Source organism: Bradyrhizobium retamae, from assembly GCF_001440415.1.
In the GTDB taxonomy this organism is placed as follows: domain Bacteria; phylum Pseudomonadota; class Alphaproteobacteria; order Rhizobiales; family Xanthobacteraceae; genus Bradyrhizobium; species Bradyrhizobium retamae.
Genome location: NZ_LLYA01000124.1, coordinates 37,782 through 54,164 on the forward strand (window position 1 = coordinate 37,782; position 16,383 = coordinate 54,164).

Consider the following 16,383-nt stretch of genomic DNA (forward strand, 5'->3'; position numbering starts at 1 on the left):
GTTAAGCGGATTTGGCCATTGCCTTGGCGCCGGCGGCAATCGAGGTCACGATATTCTGATAGCCGGTGCAGCGGCACAGATTGCCTTCGAGCTCCTCGCGGATGACATGGTCCGCAAGGTCGTGGCCCTTGCGGTTGACCAGATCGACCGCGGTCATGATCATGCCAGGCGTGCAAAAGCCGCACTGCAATCCGTGATGCTCGCGAAACGCTTCCTGCATCGGGTGCAGCGGCGCGCCGTCGGGCGCCAGGCCCTCGATGGTCTTGACCTCATGGCCGTCAGCCATCACCGCGAGCGTGGTGCAGGACTTGACCGCCTTGCCGTCGAGATGCACGACGCAGGCGCCGCACTGCGACGTGTCGCAGCCGACATGGGTGCCCGTCAGCCGGAGATTTTCCCGTAGAAACTGGACCAGAAGGGTACGGGGATCGACGTTGGCGTTCACGGGATTACCGTTCACGATCAGGGAAATCTTGGCCATCAACCACTCTCTTGAGCCGCACTGCCGAAGCGGGCAACGCAGACGTTTATAGTCATTCCAAAGCCCATAATATGGGCCATCCCGATAATGAGCAACCTCAGGAGCCCCAACGAGCCCCTCTTCTGGGGCATGGCCTGAGTGACTTGACGGAGCTATCGGAGGGGGCCTCGCGGGATTGGACTCGCCAGAATCAGCCTCGTCAGAATCAGCGTCGTCAGAATCAGCCTTGCACGGCCTTGCCGAAATTGGTGAAGAATTCGTCGGCCAGCTTCTTGGCCGCGCCGTTGATCAGGCGCTGTCCGAGCTGGGCCAGCTTGCCGCCGATCTGCGCTTCGACGTTGTAGCTCAAGAGTGTGCCGCCATCCTTTTCGGTCAGCGCCACCGTGGCGCCTCCCTTGGCGAAGCCGGCAACGCCGCCCTCGCCTTCGCCGGAGATCTTGTAGCCGTTGGGCGGGTCGAGATCGCTCAGCATGACCTTGCCCTTGAAGCGGGCGGAGACCGGCCCGACCTTCATTTTGGCGATGGCGCGGAAGCCGTTATCCTCCGTCTTTTCCAGCTCCTCGCAGCCGGGAATGCAGGCCTTCAGCACTTCCGGATCGTTCAGTTTGGCCCACACGGCCTCGCGCGACGCCGCAAGCTGGACTTCGCCGTTCATCGTCATGGCCATGGGGGTGCCCTCCTGGATCGCGTCAACCTGATAGCTCCCAAGTAAAGCACGCCCGGGCCAAAAGGAAGGCCGTCGACGCGATGGGCGATGCATATTCGCAACCGCAGCAGGCGCGACCCCGACAAGGGGCATTGGCATTGACTGGCCGGAATGGTTAGGTCGCGTCAATGAGCACGTCCCTCCCCCCCCTGCTTGCCCCGATGCTGTCGAGCGCGGCGATGCGCGCCGTCTGCGACGACATGGCGAGCCTGCAAAACATGCTGGATTTCGAGGCGGCGCTGGCGCGCGCCGAGGCCGCAGCCGGGGTGATTCCGGCAAGCGCGGCCGACCCGATTTCCAGCGCGTGCCGGGCCGAATCATTCGACATCGCCGCATTGGCCGAGGCAGCGACCAATGCTGGCAACCTCGCCATCCCCCTGGTCAAGGCGCTGACCGCAAATGTCGCCAAATCGGACGCGGCGGCCGCACGCTATGTGCACTGGGGCGCGACCAGCCAGGACGTCATCGACACCGCCGCCATGCTCGGTCTTCGTGCCGGCACCGATGCGCTGCTCGCCGACATCGATCGCGCGATCGCAGGCTTTGCCGGACTGGCGCGACGGCACCGCCACACCCCGGTGGTCGCCCGCACCTGGCTGCAGCATGCGCTGCCGATGCCGTTCGGACTGAAGCTCGCCGAATATGCCGCTGCATTGCATCGCTCGAAGCTGCGCCTGCAGCGCGTGCGCAGCCAGGCACTGGCCCTGCAATTCGGCGGCGCCGCCGGCACACTCGCAGCCCTTGGAGACAAGGGATTAGCAGTCGCGGAAAAACTGGCCGAGGAACTGAAGCTGCCGCTACCGGACGCGCCCTGGCACACCCACCGCGACCGCATCGCTGAAGCTGCTTCTGTATTGGCCATCATCGCCGGCACCTGCGGCAAGATCGCGCGCGATGTCTCCTTAATGATGCAGACCGATGTCGGCGAAGCGTTCGAACCCTCGGGCGAAGGCCGCGGCGGCTCTTCCACCATGCCGCACAAGCGCAATCCGGTGGCGGCAGCCAGCGCGCTCGCGGCAGCCACTATGGCGCCCAACCTCGCAGCGACGATATTTGCCGCGCAAGTGCAGGATCACGAGCGCAGCGCCGGCCCCTGGCACGCGGAATGGCCGACGCTGCCGACGTTATTGCTCGTCACCTCGGGTGCGCTTGCAGCCATTGTGGACATCGCGGAAGGACTCGAAGTCGATGCCGCGCGGATGCGCGCCAATCTCGACGCGACCGACGGGCTGATCATGGCGGAAGCGGTGGCGATGGCATTGGCCGAAAAGATCGGCAAGAGCGACGCGCATCATCTGGTCGAGGCTGCCAGCAGGAAGGCAGTCAAGGACAAGAAACATCTACGCGATGTGCTGCTGGAGGACGCGAACGTCACCGCACAGCTTGATGCCGACACGATTGCAAAACTGTTCGAGCCGATGGCCTATCAGGGCGCCTCGCAAGCCCTGATCGACCGCCTGCTCGCTTCGCTGGACGACAAATAAGAAGCCGGAGAACTGCCATGCCGATGATCAACGCCGACGGTTGCCTGCTCAACGTATCCGTCGAAGGCCGCGACGGCGGACCGACGCTGATGCTGTCGAACTCGCTGGGCTCGACCATGCAGATGTGGGAGCCGCAGATGAAGGCACTCACCCAGGTGTTCCGCGTCATCCGCTACGACCGGCGCGGCCATGGCAAGTCGAGCGTGCCGCGCGGTCCCTACTCGCTGGAACGATTCGGCCGCGACGTGCTCGCGATCCTCGACGATCTCAACATCGCGCGGACGCATTGGTGCGGCCTGTCGATGGGCGGCATGGTCGGGCAATGGCTGGGCGCCAACGCGCCTGACAGGTTCGGCAAGATCATCCTGTCCAATACCACCTGCTATTACCCGGACCCGACGCGCTGGCACGAGCGCATCAAGGCGGTGAAGGAAGGCGGCATCGCCGCGGTGGCCGATACCGTGATTGCCGGCTGGCTGACGGCGGACTTTCGCGAGCGCGAGCCGCAGATCACCGCCAACATGAAGGCGATGATGCTGGCCACGCCGGTCGAGGGCTACATCGCCTGCTGCGAGGCGCTGTCGACGCTCGACCAGCGCGAACTGCTGCCCAAGATCAAGAGCCCGACGCTGGTGATCGCCGGCCGCCACGACATGTCGACGACGGTCGCGGATGCCGAATTCATGCGCAGCCGGATTCCCGGCGCGAGCATGACCATCCTCGATGCCGCGCACATTTCGAATGTCGAGCAGCCGCACGCCTTCACCGACGCGGCGATCGGCTTCCTGACGCAACGGTAGTTAATTCAACCCAGGGCGTCATTGCGAGCGAAGGAAGCAATCCATTTCACCGCCTGCGCAGACATGGATTGCTTCGTCGCTTCGCTCCTCGCAATGACAGAGAGAGGGTGCCAATGGACGACAACCAACGCCGCGACGACGGCATGGCCCAGCGCCGCAAGGTGCTCGGCGATGAATGGGTCGACAAGTCGATCAAGAACCGCAACGCGTTCAATACCGATTTTCAGGACCTGATCACCCGGTATGCCTGGGGCGACATCTGGACCCGGCCGCATTTCGACCACCGCACCCGCCGCGTGCTCGTGATCGGCACCATGGTGGCGCTGGGACAGTGGGATGAATTCCGCCTGCATGTGCGCGCGGCGCTCACTGAGGGCGGCTTCACGCCCGACGACATCAAGGAAATCCTGCTGCAGCAGGCGATCTATTGCGGCGTGCCGGCAGCCAACCACGCCGTCAAGGAGGCGAACGCGATCATCGCCGAACTAGGTCTGCTGAAGACCTAGCTGGGCGCTACGTCAGCCCGGGCTTCATGTCCCGGACGCGGCACGAACTGACGCGACGTAGAGCCGGGACCAAAGCGGGTCCCGGCTCTGCGGCCCACCGCCAGGGGGCGCTGCGCCGCGTCCGGGACATGAAGTTGGCAACGCACAAAAAGAAAAGCCCCACCTTCTCGGCGGGGCCTTTTTCTGTCCTGGCATGCCCTTCTACTCTGGCATCTGCCGTGGATCCTGACTCGGTTTCTGACCCTGACGGCCCGGATCCTGCTGCTGCTGGCCCGACTTCTGACCGCCGCCCTGCTGCTGCTGACCGGGCTTCTGACCCGGGTTCTGGTTCTGCTGACCCGGGTTCTGGTTCATCTTACTCATTGAGGGATCTCCGTTGTTGAGACGTAGCCGGAACTAACGGAGAGCCGCGGCGTCGGTTGCAGCGGAACAGCGGTTCCGGTGGGATCGTGAAAGGCAATGCCGTGTCCGGAGTGTGGCGCCGGAACCGCCTGCGCAAAAACTAGCTCTGTACAAGCCAAATAAGCCGCAGCCGGCGCTGTTGCCGCCCCCGGTTCCCACTGTTAGAAAATGCCACGACGCGTCGTCATGGGCTGCCGGAGCTCTCGCCGCGTCCTCATACAAAAAACGGCAGCGCATGGATTATTTCGCCCAGCAACTGATCAACGGCCTCGTGCTCGGCTCGATCTACGGCTTGATCGCCATCGGCTACACCATGGTCTACGGCATCGTCGGCATGATCAATTTCGCCCATGGCGATATTTTCATGATCGGCGGCTTCATCGCCCTGATCACCTTCCTGATCCTGGTCTCGTTCGGGCTTACCGCCATCCCGCTGATCCTGCTGGTCGTGCTGCTGGTGTCGATGGCGATCACGGCACTTTATGGCTGGACGGTGGAGCGCATCGCCTACCGGCCGCTGCGACACTCGTTCCGCCTGGCGCCGATGCTCTCCGCCATCGGCATGTCATTCGTGCTGAGCAATTATTCGCAGGTCACCCAGGGCGCCCGGGTCAAGCCGGTGCCGCCGATCATCACCGGGGGCTACACCCTGCACGAGGGCCCTGAAGGCTTTATCGTGCAGCTTTCCAACGTCCAGATCATCGTGGTCGTCACCACCATCGTGCTGCTCGCGCTGTTCACCTGGCTGGTATCGAGCACGCGGCTCGGCCGCGACATGCGCGCCTGCTCGCAGGACCAGACCATGGCGTCGCTGCTCGGCGTCGATGTCGACCGCACCATTTCCATGACGTTCGTGATTGGCGCTGCGCTCGCTGCGGTGGCCGGCATGATGTACCTGCTCTATTACGGGCTGGTCGATTTTTTCATGGGCTTCGTCGCCGGCATCAAGGCGTTCACCGCGGCCGTGCTCGGCGGCATCGGCTCGCTCCCCGGGGCGATGCTCGGCGGTCTCCTGATCGGCCTGATCGAGACGCTGTGGTCGGCCTATTTCTCGGTCGAATACAAGGACGTCGCCGCGTTCTCGATCCTGATCGTGGTCCTGATCTTCCTTCCGACCGGCCTGCTCGGCCGGCCTGAAGTCGAAAAAGTCTGATGGACGGCCGCAGCGTGAGCGCACCCCCCGCCGCCCAAACCTCGCGCGCCCCTGGCGCCGCCTTCATCCTGAAGAAAGCGCTGATCAGCGCGTTCGTGGCGCTGGTGCTGTTTTCGCTGATGATCGGCGTGCGCACCGAGGCCGGCCCGCAGGGGCAATTGGTCTACTGGACGCGCTTCGACGACCTCGCAGTCATGGTTGCGGCCGTGTTCGGCGGCAGCATCCTCGTCGAGCTGCTGCGGCGTTGGTGGGGACCGGTCGACACCGTCAGGGTGGTGCCGCCTTCGGTGCAAAGCGCACTATCGCTCGCCCGACGCCTGGTCGCGCCGGTGCTGCTGGTATTCACGTTCCTGGTGCCGGTCCTCTTCTACAACGAGCGCTATATTCTCGACCTCGCCATCCTGGTGCTGACTTACGTCATGCTCGGCTGGGGGCTGAACGTGGTGGTCGGCCTCGCCGGCCTGCTCGACCTCGGCTACGTCGCGTTCTATGCGGTGGGCGCTTATTCCTATGCGTTGCTGGCTACCAATTTCGGGCTGTCGTTCTGGATCTGCCTGCCGCTCGCCGGCATCCTCGCGGCGTTCTGGGGCGTGCTGCTCGGCTTTCCTGTGCTGCGGCTGCGCGGCGACTATCTTGCCATCGTGACGCTGGCCTTCGGCGAGATCATCCGCCTCGTCCTGATCAATTGGCAGACCCTGACCGGCGGCCCGAACGGCGTCACCGGCATTCCCCGGCCCACCCTGTTCGGCATCCCGCTGACGCCGGCCGACGACGGGCTTGCCGCCCTGCTCGGCATCGAATTCTCACCGACGCACCGCATCGTATTTCTGTTTTACATTATCCTGGCGCTGGCGCTGCTCACCAACTGGGTCACGATCCGCCTGCGCCGCCTGCCCCTCGGCCGCGCCTGGGAAGCGTTGCGCGAAGACGAAGTCGCCTGCCGCGCGCTCGGCATCAACACCACCACGACCAAGCTGACGGCATTTGCAACAGGCGCGTTGTTTGGCGGTCTTGCCGGCGCGTTCTTCGCGACCCGACAAGGCTTCATCAGCCCGGAATCCTTCACTTTCCACGAATCGGCGCTGGTGCTGGCGATTGTGGTGCTCGGCGGCATGGGCTCCCAACTTGGCGTTGCGCTGGCGGCGCTCGCCATGATCGGCGGCTTCGAGCTGTTTCGCGGGTTCGACCAATACCGCATGCTGGTGTTCGGCATGGCGATGGTGCTGTTGATGATCTGGCGGCCGCGCGGCCTGGTCGGCCACCGCGCGCCGACCGTGTTCCTCAAGCATAGCCAGGCGATCTCGTCCGACCTCGTCAAGGAGGGACACGGATGAGCGGCGATCCGATTCTCTGCGTTGATCGCCTATCGATGCGCTTCGGCGGCATCGTCGCCGTCAACGACCTCTCCTTCGACGCCGAGCGGCGCGAGATCACCGCGCTGATCGGCCCCAACGGCGCCGGCAAGACCACGGTGTTCAACTGCATCACCGGCTTCTACAAGCCGACCTCGGGCGCCATCGGCCTTACCCATGACGATGGCCGCGCCATCCGGCTCGAGCGGCTGAACGATTTCCGGATCGCCAAACTGGCCAAGGTCGCGCGTACCTTCCAGAACATCCGCCTGTTTCCCGGGATGACGGCGCTGGAAAACCTGCTGGTCGCACAGCACAACGCGCTGATGCGCGCCTCCGGATTGACGTTCCTTGGCCTGATCGGCGCGCCGTCCTGGCACCACGCCGAACAGGCCGCGATCGATCTGGCGCGGACCTGGCTCGAGCGCATCGGTCTTCTGGATCGTGCCGACGATGCCGCCGGCAACCTGCCCTATGGCGACCAGCGGCGCCTGGAGATCGCGCGCGCAATGTGCACCCAGCCCGCCCTGCTCTGCCTCGACGAGCCGGCTGCGGGATTGAATGCGCGCGAAAGCGCTGCTTTGAGCGAATTGCTACTCTCGATCCGCGCCGACCAGGGCACCTCGATCCTTTTGATCGAGCACGACATGAGCGTGGTGATGGAAATCTCCGACCACGTCGTGGTGATGGACCACGGCGTCAAGATCGCCGAAGGCACGCCGCGCCAGATCCGCGACGATCCCAAGGTGATCGCGGCCTATCTCGGCGCCGACGAGGAGGAAGCCATCGCGGTGATGGAGAGCGGAACGTGAGCGAGCCGCGCGACAAGTCCCCCACCACCCCATGGAAGGTGTCCCTTCCAGGGGGAGGGAGAACCGACAGGCTCGCGCCGGGCGAAGAAGGGAGCGGGTCATGACTCACCCCCTGCTCGCGATCCGCTCGCTGCGGGCGGCCTACGGCAAGATCGAGGCGCTGAAGGGCGTCGACCTCGACATCAACGCCGGCGAGATCGTCGCGCTGATCGGCGCCAACGGCGCCGGCAAGTCGACGCTGATGATGACGATCTTCGGCCGGCCCCGTGCCCGCGCGGGCCGCATCGAGTTCGACGGCCGGGATATCACCGGCGTGCCGACGCATGAGATTGCGCGGCTGCGGATTGCCCAGTCGCCCGAAGGCCGCCGGATTTTCCCGCGCATGAGCGTGGCGGAAAACCTGCAGATGGGCGCCGACGCCACCGACTCAAGCGAGGCCGACCGGGCGAGCGGCCTGGAACGCGTCTTCGCGCTGTTCCCGCGGCTCAAGGAACGCATGACCCAGCGCGGCGGCACGTTGTCCGGCGGCGAGCAGCAGATGCTGGCGATCGGCCGGGCCCTGATGAGCCGGCCCCGCCTGTTGATGCTGGACGAGCCGTCGCTGGGGCTGGCGCCCCTGATCGCGCGGCAGATTTTCGATGCGATCCGGACCCTGAACCGGCAGGACGGCCTGACCGTGCTGATCGTGGAGCAGAACGCCAACCACGCGCTGAAATTGGCCCATCGCGGCTATGTCATGGTCAACGGCCTGATCACGCTGTCCGGAACCGGCAGCGAATTGCTGCAGCGGCCGGAAATCCGCGCCGCCTATCTGGAGGGCGGCCGCCGGGAGTAGCGGTCCCACCCGCCCCCGGCGCACCCTTGGTTGCGTGCTGCGGCAAGATGCGGCGAACCGATCGTGGATTTGCCCGAAATTTGCCGATGACTTCGCCGTAAAATCAGCCGACAATAGGCGTGATTTTGGTACCCGGCCTGCCGGGTGCTTCCTGAAATCGACTGACCTGCGAGGACACCTCATGAAATCACTGAAACTCATCGGCCTGGCATTGGGCGCATCGCTGGCGCTGTCGACAACGGCGCTGGCGCAGGACATCTCCATCGCAGTGGCGGGCCCGATGACGGGCGGCGAATCCGCATTCGGCCGGCAGATGAAGAACGGTGCCGAACAATTCGTGGCCGACATCAACGCCGCCGGCGGCGTGCTCGGCAAGAAGCTGGCGCTGCAGGTCGGCGACGATGCCTGCGACCCGAAGCAGGCGCGCTCGATCGCGGAAAAATTCGCCAGCGCGAAAATCCCGTTCGTTGCCGGTCACTTCTGCTCGTCGTCGTCGATCCCGGCGTCGGAAGCCTACGCCGACGGCAACGTGCTGCAGATCACCCCGGCCTCGACCAACCCGTTGTTCACCGAGCGCAAGCTGTGGAACGTGGCGCGCGTCTGCGGCCGCGACGACCAGCAGGGCCTGGTTGCCGCCGACTACATCGTCAAGAACTACAAGGGCAAGAACGTCGCCATCCTCAACGACAAGACGACTTACGGCAAGGGCCTTGCCGACGAAACTAAGAAGGCGCTCAACAAGGCCGGCGTCACCGAGAAGATGTTCGAGTCCTACAACAAGGGCGACAAGGACTTTAACTCGATCGTGTCGCGGCTGAAGCGCGACAACATCGACCTGGTGTTTGTCGGCGGCTACCATCAGGAAGCCGGTCTGATCCTGCGCCAGATGCGCGATCAGGGTCTCAAGACGGTGTTGATGGCGGGCGATGCCCTGAACGACAAGGAATTCGCCTCCATCACGGGCCCGGCCGGCGAAGGCACGCTGTTCACCTTCGGTCCCGACCCCCGCAACAAGGCAACCGCCAAGGCGATCGTCGAGAAGTTCAAAGGCAAGAACATCGATCCCGAGGGCTACACCCTCTACACCTACGCTGCGATGCAGGTCTGGTCGCAGGCCGTGGCGAAGGCGAAGACCACCGAACCGAAGAAGGTCATGGAGACCATCAAGGCCGGCGAATGGGACACCGTGCTCGGCAAGCTGGGCTTCGATGCCAAGGGCGACATCAAGGTGATCGACTACGTCGTCTACAAGTGGGACGCCAAGGGCAACTACACCGAGATCAATCCGAAGGGCTCCTGATCCCTTCGTCGATCGGCGGCGATCACAACATCAAAACGCCCCGGCCTACCGGGGCGTTTTTATTTTCGGTTCCAAATAATTTTTAACCGGCTGGAACGATTGGGTTCCCGCGGCATTGTGGAGGGTTGGGGCTGAGTTCCATGTCATTGATTTCACGACCTAAACCGTTATTCCAACTTGATCTGCCGCGGGGCAGCGGGTCTATTCGTGAAATTGCATCTCAGCCAATGAGATTTTGCGAACTGGCCGAGGAGACACCATGAGTGATCTTTCCCCTGGAGCATCTCCCTCCGCTCGCCGGGTCGCCAAACCCAAGCCACCTCCCGCCAACGGCACGTCCGATCCGATGCAAGATCTTTTGCACGCATTGCAGGCAATGCGCGCCGGCGATTTCTCGGTACGCATGACCGGCGATCATCTCGGCATCGAGGGCAAGATTGCCGACACCTTCAACGAAATCGTCGCCTCCAACCAGCGAATGGCGCAGCAACTGGAGCACGTCGGCCAGGTAGTCGGCCGCGAAGGCAAGACGCGCCAGCGCGTCAAGTTCGACCTCACGAGCGGCTCGTGGGCGGACATGGAAGGCTCGGTCAACACGCTGATCGACGACCTGCTGTGGCCAACCCGCGAAGTCACGCGCGCGGTCGCCGCGGTGGCACAGGGCGATCTGCTGCAGACCGTGCAACTCGACGTCGACGGCCGCCCGCTGGGCGGCGAATTTCTGCAGTCTGCCACCATCGTCAACACGATGATCAAGCAGCTTGGCGTGTTCACCTCGGAAGTGACGCGCGTGGCGCGCGAAGTCGGCACCGAGGGCAAGCTCGGCGGCCAGGCCCAGGTGCCGGAAGTGACCGGCGTCTGGAAAGATCTGACCGAGAGCGTCAACTCGATGGCCAACAACCTCACCGGCCAGGTCCGCAACATCGCCGAGGTGACCATTGCGGTCGCCAATGGCGACCTGTCGAAGAAGATCACGGTCGACGTCCGCGGCGAGATCCTGCAGCTCAAGGAAGCCATCAACACGATGGTCGACCAGCTCCGCTCCTTCGCTTCCGAAGTGACGCGCGTAGCCCGCGAAGTCGGCACCGACGGCAAGCTCGGCGGCCAGGCGATCGTTCCCGGCGTCGCCGGCACCTGGAAGGATCTGACCGATTCCGTCAACGCGATGTGCGGCAACCTCACCGCACAGGTCCGCAACATCGCCAACGTCACTACCGCTGTCGCCCGCGGCGACCTCTCGCGCAAGATCACGGTCGACGTCCGCGGCGAAATCCTCGAGCTGAAGGACACCATCAACACGATGGTCGACCAGCTCAACTCGTTCGCATCAGAAGTGACGCGCGTGGCGCGCGAGGTCGGCACCGAAGGCAAGCTCGGCGGCCAGGCCCAAGTGCCTGGTGTGGCCGGCACCTGGAAGGACCTCACCGACAACGTCAACTTCATGGCCTCCAACCTGACGGCGCAGGTCCGCAACATCGCCGATGTCGCGACCGCCATCGCCGGCGGCGACCTTTCCAAGAAGATCACCGTGAACGTCTCGGGCGAAATCCTTCAGTTGAAGGAAACGCTCAACACCATGGTCGACCAGCTCAATGCCTTTGCCGGCGAAGTGACGCGCGTGGCGCGCGAAGTCGGCACCGAGGGACGGCTCGGCGGTCAGGCCAACGTGCTCGGCGTCGCCGGCACCTGGAAGGACCTCACTGAAAGCGTCAACTCGATGGCCTCCAACCTGACGGCGCAGGTCCGCAACATCGCCGAGGTGACGACCGCGGTCGCCAATGGCGACCTGTCGAAAAAGATCACGGTGGACGTCCGCGGCGAAATTCTGGAGCTGAAGGACACCATCAATACCATGGTGGACCAGCTCAACGCCTTTGCCGGCGAAGTGACGCGCGTGGCCCGCGAAGTCGGCACCGAAGGCAAGCTCGGCGGCCAGGCGCTGGTGCGCGGCGTCGCCGGCACGTGGAAGGATCTCACCGACAGCGTCAACTCGATGGCCAGCAATCTCACCGGCCAGGTCCGCAACATCGCCGAGGTCGCGACCGCGGTGGCCAAGGGCGACCTGTCGAAGAAGATCACCGTGAACGTCTCGGGCGAAATCCTTCAGTTGAAGGAAACGCTCAACACGATGGTCGACCAGCTCAACGCCTTTGCATCCGAAGTGACGCGCGTGGCGCGCGAGGTCGGCACCGACGGAAAGCTCGGCGGCCAGGCCCAGGTGACCGGCGTCGCCGGCACCTGGAAGGACCTCACCGACTCCGTGAATTCGATGGCGGGCAACCTCACCGCGCAGGTGCGCAACATCGCGGAAGTGGCGACCGCGATTGCCGGCGGCGACCTCTCGCGAAAAATCACGGTCGACGTGCGCGGCGAAATCCTGCAGCTCAAGGAAACGCTGAACACGATGGTCGACCAGCTCAACCGCTTTGCGGGCGAAGTGACCCGCGTGGCTCGCGAGGTCGGTACCGAGGGGCGGCTCGGCGGCCAGGCCAACGTGCCCGGTGTCGCCGGCACCTGGAAGGACCTCACCGACAACGTCAACTCGATGGCCGGCAACCTGACCGGCCAGGTCCGCAACATCGCCGAGGTGACCACGGCGGTGGCGAAGGGCGACCTGTCGAAGAAGATCACGGTCGACGTCAAGGGCGAGATTCTCGAACTGAAGAACACCGTCAACACGATGGTGGACCAGCTCAACGCCTTCGCCTCGGAAGTGACGCGCGTGGCGCGCGAGGTCGGTACCGAAGGCAAGCTCGGCGGCCAGGCCCAGGTGCCTGAAGTCGCCGGCACCTGGAAGGACCTGACCGACAACGTCAACTTCATGGCCTCGAACCTGACGGCACAGGTCCGCAACATCGCCGAGGTCGCGACCGCGATCGCCGGCGGCGACCTCTCCAAGAAGATCACGGTGGACGTCCGCGGCGAGATCCTGCTGCTGAAGGACACCCTCAATACGATGGTCGAGCAGCTACGCTCCTTCGCGGCCGAAGTGACGCGCGTGGCGCGCGAGGTCGGCACCGAGGGGCGGCTCGGCGGCCAGGCCGTGGTGCCGGGCGTCGGCGGCACCTGGAAGGACCTGACCGACAACGTCAACCTGCTGGCGGCCAACCTCACCACGCAGGTCCGCAACATCGCGGAAGTCACGACCGCCGTGGCGCGCGGCGACCTGTCGCGCAAGATCACCGTGGACGTGAAGGGCGAAATTCTCGAACTGAAGAACACCATCAACACGATGGTCGACCAGCTCAACGCCTTTGCCGGCGAAGTGACGCGCGTGGCGCGCGAGGTCGGCACCGAGGGCAAGCTCGGCGGTCAGGCGCAGGTCCCGGGCGTCGCCGGCACCTGGAAGGACCTCACCGACACCGTCAACTTCATGGCGGCGAATTTGACGGAACAGGTCCGCGGCATCGTCAAGGTGGTGACGGCGGTCGCCAACGGCGACCTGAAGCAGAACCTGACGGTGAAATCGAAGGGCGAAGTCGCAGCCCTTGCCGACACCATCAACAACATGACCGAGACGCTCGCGACCTTTGCCGATCAGGTGACCAGCGTGGCGCGCGAAGTCGGCGTCGAGGGGCGGCTCGGCGGCCAGGCCAACGTGCCCGGCGCGGCCGGCACCTGGAAGGACCTCACCGGCAACGTCAACCTGCTCGCCGCCAACCTGACCTCGCAGGTGCGCGCGATCGCCGAGGTGGCAACCGCCGTGACCAAGGGCGACCTGACCCGCTCGATTCAGGTCGACGCCCGCGGCGAAGTGGCCGAACTCAAAGACAACATCAACACGATGATCGGCAACCTGCGGCTCACCACCCAGGTGAACACCGAACAGGACTGGCTGAAGACAAACCTCGCAAGATTCACCAACATGTTGCAGGGCCAGCGCGAACTGTCCACCGTCGGCCGGCTGCTGTTGACTGAACTGGCGCCGCTCGTCAACGCGCATATGGGCGCGATCTACCAGGTGGAGAATGCCGAGACGCCGCAATTGCGCCTGCTCTCCCCCTATGCCGGCGACGGTGCCCATCCGCATCCGCAAGTCATTCAGTTCGGCGAAGGATTGATCGGCCAATGCGCCATGGACAAGCGCCAGCGGCTGGTGTCGGACATCCCTAGCGATACGGCGCCGGTGAATTCGGCGCTGCTACGCGTGATCCCGAAGAATATCGTCGTGCTTCCGGTGCTGTTCGAGAACCAGGTGAAGGCCGTGATCGAGCTTTCCTCGATCGGCCCGTTCACCACGTCGCAGATGACCTTCCTCGAACAATTGACCGACAGCATCGGCATCGTGCTCAACTCGATCGAGGCCACGATGCAAACCGAGGGCCTGTTGAAGCAATCCCAGCAGCTCGCAGGTGAACTGCAGACGCAGCAGAAGGAATTGCAGCAGACCAACGAACAGCTCGAACAGAAGGCCCAGCAGCTCGCCGAACGCAACGTCGAGGTGGAACGCAAGAACCAGGAAATCGAACAAGCACGACGCGCGCTTGAGGAAAAAGCAACGGAACTTGCGCTGACATCGAAGTACAAGTCCGAATTCCTCGCCAACATGTCGCACGAGCTGCGCACGCCGCTCAACAGCATCCTGATCCTCGGCCAGCAGCTCACCGAAAACCCCGACGGCAATCTGTCGCCGAAGCAGGTCGAGTTCGCCCGCACCATCCACGGCGCCGGCACCGATCTTCTCAACCTGATCAGCGACATCCTCGACCTGTCGAAGATCGAATCCGGCACGGTGACGGTCGATGCCGAGGAAATCCTGACGTCGAGCCTGCTGGAGACCGTCGGCCGCCCGTTCAAGCACGAGGCCGAAAACCGCCACCTCTCGTTCAACATCAATGTCGACGAGAATCTTCCCCGCAGCCTGGTCACCGACTCCAAGCGGCTGCAGCAGGTGCTGAAGAACCTGCTGTCGAACGCGTTCAAGTTCACCGCGGAAGGCGGCGTGAAGCTGAACGTTTCGGCCGCCGTCGGCGGCTGGAGCGCCGAACACCCGATCCTCAATCACGCCCCCGCCGTCGTCGCCTTCGAAGTGACGGATACCGGCATCGGCATTCCCTTGGAGAAGCAGAAACTGATCTTCGAAGCATTCCAGCAGGCGGACGCCGGCACCAGCCGGAAATACGGCGGCACCGGTCTCGGCCTTGCGATCAGCCGCGAGCTCGCGAGCCTGCTCGGCGGCGAAATCCATCTGCGCAGCGCACCCGGCAAGGGCAGCACCTTCGTGCTTTATCTGCCGCTGAAATATTCCGGCCCCACGATCGCGCCGCGCATCGCCGCTCCGTCACCATTCACGCCCGTGCCAGCGCTGCAAGCCACCTCGACGCAGGAGCGGGTCGTCGAGCAATTGCCGGACGACCGTCTCGATCTCGCGCCGGGGGACAACATCCTCCTGATCGTCGAGGACGATCCGCATTATGCGCGGGTGCTGATCGATCTGGCCCGCGACAAGGGCTTCAAGGTGCTGGTCGCGAGCCGCGGCGCCGAAGCGCTCGAGCTCGCCAAGCAGTTCCAGCCGACAGCGGTTTCACTCGACGTATTCCTGCCTGACATGCTGGGCTGGACCGTGCTGAGCCAACTCAAGCACAGTCCGCTGACGCGGCACATTCCGGTGCAGATCATCACGCTCGACGAAGACCGCCAGCATGCGCTGGCGCGCGGCGCGTTTTCCTTCGTAAACAAGCCGACGACGACCGAGGGCGTCAGCGCGGCGCTGTCGCAGATCAAGGAATACGCCAAGCCCCGCCGCAAGCGCCTGCTGATCGTGGAGGACAATGCCGCAGAGCAGATGAGCATCACCGAGTTGCTCGGCCATGACGACATCGAGATCCTCACCGCCGACACTGGCGCCGATGCCTTGTCGACGTTGCGGAACCAGCCCTGCGACTGTGTCGTGCTCGATCTGCGATTGCCTGACATGAGCGGGTTCGAGGTGCTTGACCGGCTTCGCAAAGACGAAACTCTATCGAACGTGCCGGTCGTGGTGTTCACGGGCCGGGAACTTTCGGCCGAGGAGGATGCGGAACTTCACACCATGGCGAGAAGCATCGTGGTGAAAGGCGTCGAATCGCCGGAACGCCTGCTCGACGAAACGTCGCTGTTTTTGCACCGTGTGATCACGGAATTGCCCGTCGAGAAGCAGAGAATGCTCGAAAAGCTCAATAGCTCCGATGAGGATCTTGTTGGCAAGACCGCGCTTCTGGTTGACGACGACGCCCGCAACATTTTCGCGCTATCAAGCGTTCTCGAGCGGCGCGGGATGAAGGTGCTGACCGCGACGACGGGCCACGAGGCCATCGCTCTGGTCGAATCAAATCCAAATATCGCAATCGTGCTGATGGATATCATGATGCCGCAGATGGACGGATATCAGACCATCGGTGTCATCCGCGAAAATCCGTCCTTCAGCCGCCTGCCGATCATTGCGCTGACCGCCAAGGCGATGAAGGGCGACCGCGAGAAATGCCTCGAAGCCGGCGCTTCGGACTATCTCGCCAAACCCGTCAATACCGAGCAGTTGCTGCTCGCCATCCGAATGTGGTTACACCGCTGATC

12 protein-coding genes are annotated in these 16,383 nt (G+C 63.9%); 9 read left to right on the top strand and 3 right to left on the bottom strand.

Translation table 11 applies throughout. The annotated features are described in order from the left end of the window. Position 1: 1 nt before the first annotated feature. Both CQ13_RS15455 and CQ13_RS15460 read right to left on the bottom strand, forming a co-directional pair. Positions 2 to 481 (bottom strand): (2Fe-2S)-binding protein, encoded by a 480-nt coding sequence (locus CQ13_RS15455; RefSeq protein ID WP_057843722.1) that lies wholly within the window; start codon positions 479 to 481, stop codon positions 2 to 4. A gap of 220 nt (positions 482 to 701) precedes the next feature. Then, entirely contained in the window at positions 702 to 1,148 is a 447-nt protein-coding gene (locus tag CQ13_RS15460) for an SRPBCC family protein (protein WP_057843723.1), read from the bottom strand. Between the two features lie 167 nt (positions 1,149 to 1,315). Between CQ13_RS15460 and CQ13_RS15465 the strand changes: the two genes are divergently transcribed. The 3 genes from CQ13_RS15465 (at position 1,316) to CQ13_RS15475 (ending at position 3,977) form a co-directional block, all read left to right on the top strand. After that, a complete protein-coding gene (locus CQ13_RS15465; protein ID WP_057843724.1) occupies positions 1,316 to 2,671 on the top strand; it encodes a 3-carboxy-cis,cis-muconate cycloisomerase in 1,356 nt (451 codons plus the stop codon). Between the two features lie 17 nt (positions 2,672 to 2,688). Next, on the top strand, positions 2,689 to 3,471 hold the full coding sequence (pcaD, locus tag CQ13_RS15470) for a 3-oxoadipate enol-lactonase (RefSeq protein WP_057843725.1): 783 nt from the start codon (positions 2,689 to 2,691) through the stop codon (positions 3,469 to 3,471). A gap of 113 nt (positions 3,472 to 3,584) precedes the next feature. Further along, positions 3,585 to 3,977: a carboxymuconolactone decarboxylase family protein gene (locus tag CQ13_RS15475; protein WP_057843726.1), complete on the top strand. Its 393-nt coding sequence runs from the start codon at positions 3,585 to 3,587 to the stop codon at positions 3,975 to 3,977. A gap of 201 nt (positions 3,978 to 4,178) precedes the next feature. Here CQ13_RS15475 and CQ13_RS44435 read toward each other — a convergent pair whose 3' ends face one another. Continuing rightward, a complete protein-coding gene (locus tag CQ13_RS44435; protein ID WP_197427346.1) occupies positions 4,179 to 4,340 on the bottom strand; it encodes a hypothetical protein in 162 nt (53 codons plus the stop codon). A gap of 274 nt (positions 4,341 to 4,614) precedes the next feature. Here CQ13_RS44435 and CQ13_RS15480 point away from each other — a divergent pair, with 274 nt between their 5' ends. The 6 genes from CQ13_RS15480 to CQ13_RS15505 all read left to right on the top strand — a co-directional run bounded on the left by CQ13_RS15480 (position 4,615) and on the right by CQ13_RS15505 (position 16,381). Continuing rightward, positions 4,615 to 5,532, top strand: a complete 918-nt coding sequence (locus tag CQ13_RS15480) for an ABC transporter permease subunit (RefSeq protein ID WP_057843727.1) — start codon at positions 4,615 to 4,617, stop codon at positions 5,530 to 5,532. Further along, the gene (gene livM, locus CQ13_RS15485) at positions 5,532 to 6,866 is read left to right on the top strand and encodes a high-affinity branched-chain amino acid ABC transporter permease LivM (protein ID WP_057843728.1); all 1,335 of its coding nucleotides are present in this window, start codon (positions 5,532 to 5,534) and stop codon (positions 6,864 to 6,866) included. The genes CQ13_RS15480 and livM overlap by 1 nt, the downstream gene beginning before the upstream one ends. Further along, on the top strand, positions 6,863 to 7,696 hold the full coding sequence (locus tag CQ13_RS15490) for an ABC transporter ATP-binding protein (protein ID WP_057843729.1): 834 nt from the start codon (positions 6,863 to 6,865) through the stop codon (positions 7,694 to 7,696). The genes livM and CQ13_RS15490 overlap by 4 nt, the downstream gene beginning before the upstream one ends. Before the next feature lie 100 nt (positions 7,697 to 7,796). After that, positions 7,797 to 8,531 (top strand): ABC transporter ATP-binding protein, encoded by a 735-nt coding sequence (locus CQ13_RS15495; RefSeq protein WP_028349942.1) that lies wholly within the window; start codon positions 7,797 to 7,799, stop codon positions 8,529 to 8,531. Between the two features lie 181 nt (positions 8,532 to 8,712). Beyond that, on the top strand, positions 8,713 to 9,831 hold the full coding sequence (locus CQ13_RS15500) for a branched-chain amino acid ABC transporter substrate-binding protein (RefSeq protein ID WP_057843730.1): 1,119 nt from the start codon (positions 8,713 to 8,715) through the stop codon (positions 9,829 to 9,831). 259 nt (positions 9,832 to 10,090) lie between these two features. Then, positions 10,091 to 16,381, top strand: a complete 6,291-nt coding sequence (locus CQ13_RS15505; RefSeq protein ID WP_057843731.1) for a HAMP domain-containing protein — start codon at positions 10,091 to 10,093, stop codon at positions 16,379 to 16,381. Positions 16,382 to 16,383 lie beyond the last annotated feature (2 nt).

Bases quoted from the DNA above. Each gene is read 5' to 3' on its own strand.
- CQ13_RS44435 (WP_197427346.1), bottom strand. From the start codon at position 4,340: ATGAGTAAGATGAACCAGAACCCGGGTCAGCAGAACCAGAACCCGGGT.
- pcaD (WP_057843725.1), top strand. From the start codon at position 2,689: ATGCCGATGATCAACGCCGACGGTTGCCTGCTCAACGTATCCGTCGAA.
- CQ13_RS15455 (WP_057843722.1), bottom strand. From the start codon at position 481: ATGGCCAAGATTTCCCTGATCGTGAACGGTAATCCCGTGAACGCCAAC.
- CQ13_RS15505 (WP_057843731.1), top strand. From the start codon at position 10,091: ATGAGTGATCTTTCCCCTGGAGCATCTCCCTCCGCTCGCCGGGTCGCC.
- CQ13_RS15490 (WP_057843729.1), top strand. From the start codon at position 6,863: ATGAGCGGCGATCCGATTCTCTGCGTTGATCGCCTATCGATGCGCTTC.
- livM (WP_057843728.1), top strand. From the start codon at position 5,532: ATGGACGGCCGCAGCGTGAGCGCACCCCCCGCCGCCCAAACCTCGCGC.
- CQ13_RS15495 (WP_028349942.1), top strand. From the start codon at position 7,797: ATGACTCACCCCCTGCTCGCGATCCGCTCGCTGCGGGCGGCCTACGGC.
- CQ13_RS15480 (WP_057843727.1), top strand. From the start codon at position 4,615: ATGGATTATTTCGCCCAGCAACTGATCAACGGCCTCGTGCTCGGCTCG.
- CQ13_RS15465 (WP_057843724.1), top strand. From the start codon at position 1,316: ATGAGCACGTCCCTCCCCCCCCTGCTTGCCCCGATGCTGTCGAGCGCG.
- CQ13_RS15475 (WP_057843726.1), top strand. From the start codon at position 3,585: ATGGACGACAACCAACGCCGCGACGACGGCATGGCCCAGCGCCGCAAG.
- CQ13_RS15460 (WP_057843723.1), bottom strand. From the start codon at position 1,148: ATGGCCATGACGATGAACGGCGAAGTCCAGCTTGCGGCGTCGCGCGAG.
- CQ13_RS15500 (WP_057843730.1), top strand. From the start codon at position 8,713: ATGAAATCACTGAAACTCATCGGCCTGGCATTGGGCGCATCGCTGGCG.